General features: G+C 56.7%; 4 protein-coding genes. All 4 read right to left on the bottom strand.

What is annotated here, in order from left to right:
- Positions 1 to 16 precede the first annotated feature (16 nt).
- Positions 17 to 2,089, bottom strand: a complete 2,073-nt coding sequence (locus NHH03_RS04085; protein ID WP_253154469.1) for a glycoside hydrolase family 95 protein — start codon at positions 2,087 to 2,089, stop codon at positions 17 to 19.
- A gap of 77 nt (positions 2,090 to 2,166) precedes the next feature.
- Positions 2,167 to 3,408 carry a Tm-1-like ATP-binding domain-containing protein gene (locus NHH03_RS04080; RefSeq protein WP_253154468.1) on the bottom strand — a complete coding sequence of 414 codons (1,242 nt, stop codon included), beginning with the start codon at positions 3,406 to 3,408 and terminating at the stop codon, positions 2,167 to 2,169.
- Positions 3,409 to 3,450: 42 nt separating this feature from the next.
- A complete protein-coding gene (locus NHH03_RS04075; protein WP_253154467.1) occupies positions 3,451 to 4,320 on the bottom strand; it encodes a phosphoenolpyruvate hydrolase family protein in 870 nt (289 codons plus the stop codon).
- 182 nt (positions 4,321 to 4,502) lie between these two features.
- Positions 4,503 to 6,650, bottom strand: coding sequence for an arylsulfatase (locus NHH03_RS04070; protein WP_253154466.1), 2,148 nt, complete (start codon positions 6,648 to 6,650; stop codon positions 4,503 to 4,505).
- Between the last annotated feature and the right edge of the window lie 318 nt (positions 6,651 to 6,968).

Genomic DNA, 6,968 nt, shown 5'->3' with positions numbered 1-6,968 from the left:
CAAAACCCAGGCCACCTCAGTAGTTCGCATCGGCTTGGAAGAGTGGTCCGCCCCGGTGATCGTTGAACAGGTTGTGCAGGTAGTTCCGCTCCAGCAAGTCCTTGTAGTAAGTGTAGGCTTCTTCGCCGTCGTGTAGTCTGGCCCACATCGAGATGCGTTCCGCTCGCGACCATCCAATGGGTGACTTGCGGGTGCGTAGAGTCAGGCTAATCTTTGCGGCATCGAGCCAGGCCGGCGTGGTGTCGTTGATTAATTGTCCCGGATACAAGCCGAGCAGCATGGACGTGTGACGGTGAGTGGGGTCGCCGATTTCGCCGTAGTATTCCTCTTGGCGAAACTCTTTTATTTGCCCCGACTTGCCGACCTGGATTGGATCCAGCAGGGGCAGCTGATTCTCGTAAATGGCCAGCCGGCTGTCGGAGCGACCGAGAATCTTGGCCGCCGTCAGCGTGTTGTGATGGTTTTCGTAGAACATCTGCTGGTCGAAAGTGGTACCGACTGTATCCCGGTGCTTTTGCTCGGGGGAAGAGGATGGCTTGGCCAGCAGAACGCCATCGACGTCTTTGACGAACCGCGAAACGAAGTTGGCCTGGTCGTAGATCACCGGATACACGGTGTCCGCCAGCAGAGACTCGTCGCGTGTGTAGTCGTAGTAGTCCCAGAACATCTGAGCGAGCCATGAACCCGTGCCGAAGCCGGCAACGGCCGACTTTGGCGGGACGTTGTAGGGATTGGTCCAAAACGGTCCGGACCAGCCATTGTCTCCGTTCGGATCAAGCTGTGATGGGTTGAACTGCTTGATGTATTGATTGGCGTACAATCGCTGCCTGGCGACGAAGCTGTTGAAGTAGTCGACGTAAGACTCGAACAATTCAGGCAGGTTGGCGGAGAAGGCCGGCGCAAAGGCCATCTGTATGTTCGTATCGGCCAGGTATTGAGACGCCCATGGCGGGTCCTTATAGACGTTCCAAATCCCTTGTAGATGAGGTGGGAGCGTGCCTTTCCTGGAAGAGCAGATCAGCATGTAGCGTCCGAACTGGAAGGCAAGTTCCTCGAGATAGCGGCTGGAGGAGCCATTGGGATAGGCATCGACCAATTCATCGGTCGGGATCGCCGGTTCCGCAGCGCCGAGGTCTAGGCTCACCCGGTCGTAGAGTGCGGTGTAGTCGGCCTGATGGCTCGCCCGTAGTTCGTCATAGGACTTTGCGGACGCAGCGGCCAGGTAGCGACTGACCTTGGCGTGGGGATCAGGAAAACTGGCCAGCTTTTCGGAATTCTCCGTCGTCAGAAATATTTCGGGGGCGAGCTGGTAGTTGGTTCCGACCGCGATCAGAATCACCGCGCTGTTGGCATCGGAAACGGTGATCGTGCCCCGTGATGGGCGGTTGGCTGATTTCATCGAGCCACCTTCGGGGATCACCTTGAACTGCCCCTCATACTTCACGCCAAAATAGCTCATAACGCCCGAAAGTGTGACGGTGTCGCCGTTCGCCACGACGGATCCCGATTTGCCGTCGCCCAAAAAAGGGATGGTCGGTCGCAGAGTGAATGACAACGCCCCCGCCGTTGATGCGCTCAAGCGGATCACCATCACCTTGTCGGGGTAGCTGGTGAAGTACTCCCTGGAATACGTCACACTGTCGTACTTGTATTTCACATGCGAGACGCCCTCGTTTAGATTCAGCTCCCGCTCATAGTTGAGGCCGTTGTTGTGGCCGAAGTCGAGATAGACCTCGGCAAAATTGTTCAGGCCTCCACGGTGCAGCCCCCGGCCTTCCGTCGAGTCGTACAGGCTGTTCTCGGTGATCTGGATCCGCTCGGTCTCCATGCCTCCGAAGACGTTGACACCCATGTAGCCGTTGCCCATCGGAATCGAACAGTTGACCCAACCGTCGTCGCTGTCCGGCGCAGGCGCGTCGTACCAGAGCCGCATGGCCTTGTCAGGGGTGTCTGCAACGAAACCGGAATTTGTCTCCGCAGCCGATGCCGTCGGATCATTTGCACCGGCCCATTCCAGGTGGCAATGGCCGAAAGTGACCGCCAGTAAAAACATGGCTGCTGTCATGGGGGGCATTTTGGGATTCTGCATCTTGATGCTGAGTTAGCGTGGTGGTGCGAGAGCGATTGAGACCCACGAGGCAGCGCGGGTTTCAGGCGAATCAAAGGTCATGATGAACCCATCAGGTTCTTGTTTCCCGTCGGAGTGCGTCGCAAGTTTTCCAGCAATGCTTCGACGCATGCTTTTGCGAATGCAGCGTCATTGATTTCAAGGTCGAGCGAGCGGAGTTCGATGTCGTCTCGCAATCCACCTTCGATGGCGGAAAACAATGCTGTGTCGGCTTCCGGATCGTAGAAAGGCCCGTCTGCAACGCTGACCATGCTGATCCCTTTTTGGGGAATCAGCACCGTGACGGGAGCGTCATAGGCATTTACCTTTGCCGCAAGAATCTCGCCGAGTTTCTTGCACTCCTCGGAATTGGTTCGCAACAGGGTGACCTGCGGATTGTGAATGTACAGGCATCGTTCTTCGAAGCGTCTGGGCAAAGATTCACGTTCGCCGAAATTCACCATGTCCAAGCAACCAGGGACGACGATCGACGGGATTTTTGCTTTGGCGGTTGCTTCCAACCGACCGGGACCCGCCGACAGCGTTCCGCCCACCAATTCATCTGCCCATTCTGTCGTTGTGATGTCTAATACACCGGCGACCATGCCGCTTTCGATCAACGATTCCATCGCGCGACCGCCGGTTCCGGTTGCATGGAAAACGAGCACCTCGTAGCCCGCATCCTGCAAGAGGGGAATCGCCGCGTTGACGCAGTCGGTGGTGTTGCCAAACATGCTGGCAACAATCAATGGCCGTGAATCGCCAGTGCCAATTCTGGCATCCACCATTCCGCAAATGGCTCCGGCGGCACGGCTAAAAATCGTTTTGGAAATCCGGTTCAAGCCGGCAACGTCCACGATGCTTGGCATCATGGTGATGTCTTTGGTTCCCAAGTAGTGAGCCGTGTTTCCACTCGCCAGTGTTGACACCATCAATTTTGGAAATCCGATTGGCAGTGCGCGCATCGCCGCCGTGGCGATCGCGGTACCGCCACCGCCACCTAAAGAAATGACGCCACTGATTTTGCCCTCGTCATGTAGCCGAGTCAGCAAACGAGACGCTGCCGTCGCCATCGCTGAAACACATTCCCCGCGGTCCGCTTTGGCGACGATTGATTTGAAATCGATCTCAAGACAAGCCGCCACTTCTTCCCGACTCACATCCGGAGTCACCTGCGGATCTTCACGCGTGCCCACATCGATCAACAAAGGCGTGTGCCCATGACTGCGAATTCGATCCGCAACAAACGCGTGTTCCCATCCCTTCGTATCGAGCGTGCCAAGGACCGCAATGTTCGCCATGATGGTTGCCTGTGCAGAGCTTCTAACGGAGCAGCGGGTGTGCTATTGAACTCGATTCACCGGAATCTGTTTGAATTGACGAGTCAGGTCTGTGAGGGACTCTTCGAATGCCATGCGTTCAAGACTGGAGGCGCCGACGAAACCCACCACATCAGTGTTTTCATTGATGTACGCGGCGTCCTGGGGCGTGCAGATGGGGCCACCATGGGACAGGCAAATCACATCACTCCTGGCCGACATGGCGGCCGAAGCAATCTGCTGGGTTCGGTTGACGGCTTCATCGAGCGAGCATGCCGCATCTTGGACACCAATCGTTCCCCCGACGGTTGTACCAACGTGAGCGATCACGACATCGGCGCCCGCCTTCGCCATCGCGGACGCCTCCTGCGGATTTGCCACGTACACAATGGTGAACAGGTCCATTTTGTGAGCCAGCGCGACCGTGTCGATTTCTTTCTGAACGCTCATTCCCGTTTCTTCAAGAATCTGGCGAAATTGTCCGTCGACAATCGTGTGCGTTGGAAAGTTGTTGATGCCAGAGAAGCCCATGTCTTTGACCTTCAGCAGCCAGTGCCACATGCGTCGACGAGGATCGGTTGCATGAACCCCACAGATCACAGGCACCTCCTGGACCACTGGCAAGACTTCAAATTCGCCAATCTCCATCGCCACTGCATTGGCATCGCCATAGGCCATCAAACCGGCCGTCGAGCCATGGCCGGACATCCGAAAACGCCCGGAGTTGTAAATGATGATCAGGTCGACGCCTCCCTTCTCGAGAAACTTGGCGCTGATCCCCGCGCCAGCACCGGCAGCGATGATGGGCTCCCCTCGCTCAAGCGTGGCATGCAAGCGATCGAGCACTTCGCTGCGTGTGTAGGGGTTTCCGATTCCCGTCCAAGGATTTGGCACGATGAGCCACCATTCAAATCAAGTTGCAAAAAAAGGCTGCGTATAACGTTGCGAATTATGATCGATTTTGGCCTCGAGTCCATCCAGCGGCCGGTGGGCGATGGCATCACCATGCCGGACGCGCTGCCTTGCAGCGAACCATTGCTATCTGGCACCTCAATGGTTTTCTCCGTCGTCGCCGCTCAATTGCCGGGCAGTTCGACGACAACTTCTCTCAGCTCGCCATCGAAATGGAGGGGTGTCTGATAGTCGTAGGTCACCGGTGTGCCGGTATCAGTGCCGATGTCCTGGTACTCGGACAATGAATACTTGAACGGGGTGGTTTTCTCGATCGTCCCAGAGCCAATCGGCCTGCCATCCACGGTCAGTTTCACGGTGCCGCTGCCTCCCAGCTTGTCGCCGCCGTGGTACTCGAACGACATGCCCAATTCATGTTCACCCTCTTGGATCGTGGCATCGCTGGCAACGGAGTAGTGTTCAATGTCGATGAAGTTGTGCGCCGCGTGCAGTTTGCCGTCCTGGAGGTAGAACGCCCAGCCACCGGTGTTGCCGCCTTGGGTAAAGATCATGCCGCTTGCCCCGTCAGCGATCTTCACTTTTGCGGTGATGCTGAAGGACTTGTTCTTTAGGTCAGGGGCCGAGGACTCCGGTAGTCCAGAAAGCGTACCACGATACTCGAAGCGGGACCTGCCTCCGGCCAGGTTCGGTTTGCCCGTCAGTTCGGCACTGAACCGCTCGGCACCGCGCCAGTCCAGCGGCAACGCCTTGTTTGCCGAAGCTTGCGTCCACCACAACGTCTTGAGTTCTTCCAATTTCTCGGGATTCTCCTGTGCCAGGTTGTGAGCCTGAGAAAAGTCTTCATCGAGATTGTAAAGTTCCCACTTGGCAGCAAGCGGATCGAAGTCTTTGCGATTGGGATTCCAGGGCTCGAACGCCATTGAACCGGCCCACCAGCCATCCTTGTACATGCCGCGGTTGGCGAATAGTTCGAAGTACTGGCTGGTTCGGTGTTCCTTGGTGTCTGGTGCTGAGAGTGAGGCGAGGAAGCTCTTGCCCTGCATCGGGGTCTGGGCTGTGCCGTTCACGCTGCGAGGCTCCTCGATACCCGCAGCTTCTAGAATCGTGGGTGCGACGTCAATCACATGCGTGAACTGGCTACGGATCTCACCTCCTTTGTTATAGCGGGCGGGCCACTTCATGATCATGGCGTTGCGTGTTCCGCCCAGATGGCTTGCGACTTGTTTTGTCCATTGGAATGGTGTGTCCATGGCGTGTGCCCAGGCGGCCGGAAAGTGGTTGAAGTGCTTCTCCGTTCCGATCTCGTTCAGATGAGGCAGGATGTCCTCGATCTTCATCTGGTAGCCGTTGAAGAGGGCATTCTCATTCAATGTCCCGGGGAGCCCTCCCTCGGCCGACGATCCATTGTCACCGATGATGTAGATGACTAGCGTATCGTCGGCGTCAGGCAGACTGGCGACGTAGTCGAGCACCCGCCCCACCTGCTGGTCCACGTGCAGACCGTAGGCCGCAAAGACCTCCATCATCCGTGTGTAAACCTGCTTCTCGTTGTCATGGAGAGTTCCCCACGCAGGCAGGCTATTGGGGCGGGGTGTCAATTCGGCGTCCTGCGGAATAATGCCGAGTTGCTTCTGCCGCGCAAACGTCTGCTCGCGGTATGCGTCCCAACCCATGTCGTACTGACCTTTGAATTGGTCGATCATCTCCTGCGGGGCTTGGTGGGGGGCATGGGTTGCCGCCGGGGCCAGGTAGGTGAACCATGCTTTGTCCGGCTGAATTGCTTCGATCTTCTGAAGCCATGCAATTGTCTTGTCGGCGAGGTCGACACTGAGGTAATAATCTTTGTCTTGGGGAGTTCCGACTGACGTTTGGTTTTCATAAAGGTTGGGACGCACCTGGTTCGTATCGCCGGCCATGAAGCCATAGAAGTGATCGAAACCGAAACCGTTTGGCCAATGCTCGAACGGTCCCATCGGACTGGTTTCGTAAGCCGGCGTGTTGTGGTTTTTGCCGAACCAGGAAGTGATGTAACCGTTCTGTCGCAGGATTTCGGCGATGGTCGCGGTATCCTTGGGGATGATGCCGGTGTAGCCGTCATACCCGGTAGCGACTTCGGTGATATTGCCGGTCCCCGCAACGTGGTGGTTGCGTCCCGTCAACAGCGCAGCCCGCGTCGGCGAACAGACGGCCGTGGTGTGGAATCGATTGTAGAACACACCCTCTTTCGCCAGCTTTTCCATAGCCGGCGAAGGGACACCGCCTCCCGAAACCGAGAACTGGCCGAATCCGACATCGTCCAACAGGATCAGCAAGACGTTTGGCGCCCCTTCCGGTGCGACGATCGGTTTCGGGAACTGGGCCGGGTCGGAATTCTCGAACGTAGTCCCCACGTTTCCCATGAATTTTTGTTCGGCGTAAGGCAGCACGGTTTGCCGCTGCAGATCTGCGGGAGTCTTGCCCTGTTGGGCCAACGCAGTGCCAGCGAGCAACGCATTAAAAACAGCTAACGAAAGTGAAACGATCCATTGCAAATTCGACATTCTATCACTCCGGAAATTTTTTTACGTTGACGACTTCAATTTCAATTGGTCCGTTTGATCGTGGGTGGCACCCAGGAACCATCCGTGATC

Source organism: Stieleria tagensis, from assembly GCF_024129865.1.
GTDB lineage: Bacteria > Planctomycetota > Planctomycetia > Pirellulales > Pirellulaceae > Stieleria > Stieleria tagensis.
This window is presented reverse-complemented; position numbering and strand designations above follow the sequence as displayed.

What these genes read in the sequence shown, in the direction of transcription:
- NHH03_RS04085 (WP_253154469.1), bottom strand. Translation starts at nt 2,089, where the DNA reads ATGCAGAATCCCAAAATGCCCCCCATGACAGCAGCCATGTTTTTACTG.
- NHH03_RS04080 (WP_253154468.1), bottom strand. Translation starts at nt 3,408, where the DNA reads ATGGCGAACATTGCGGTCCTTGGCACGCTCGATACGAAGGGATGGGAA.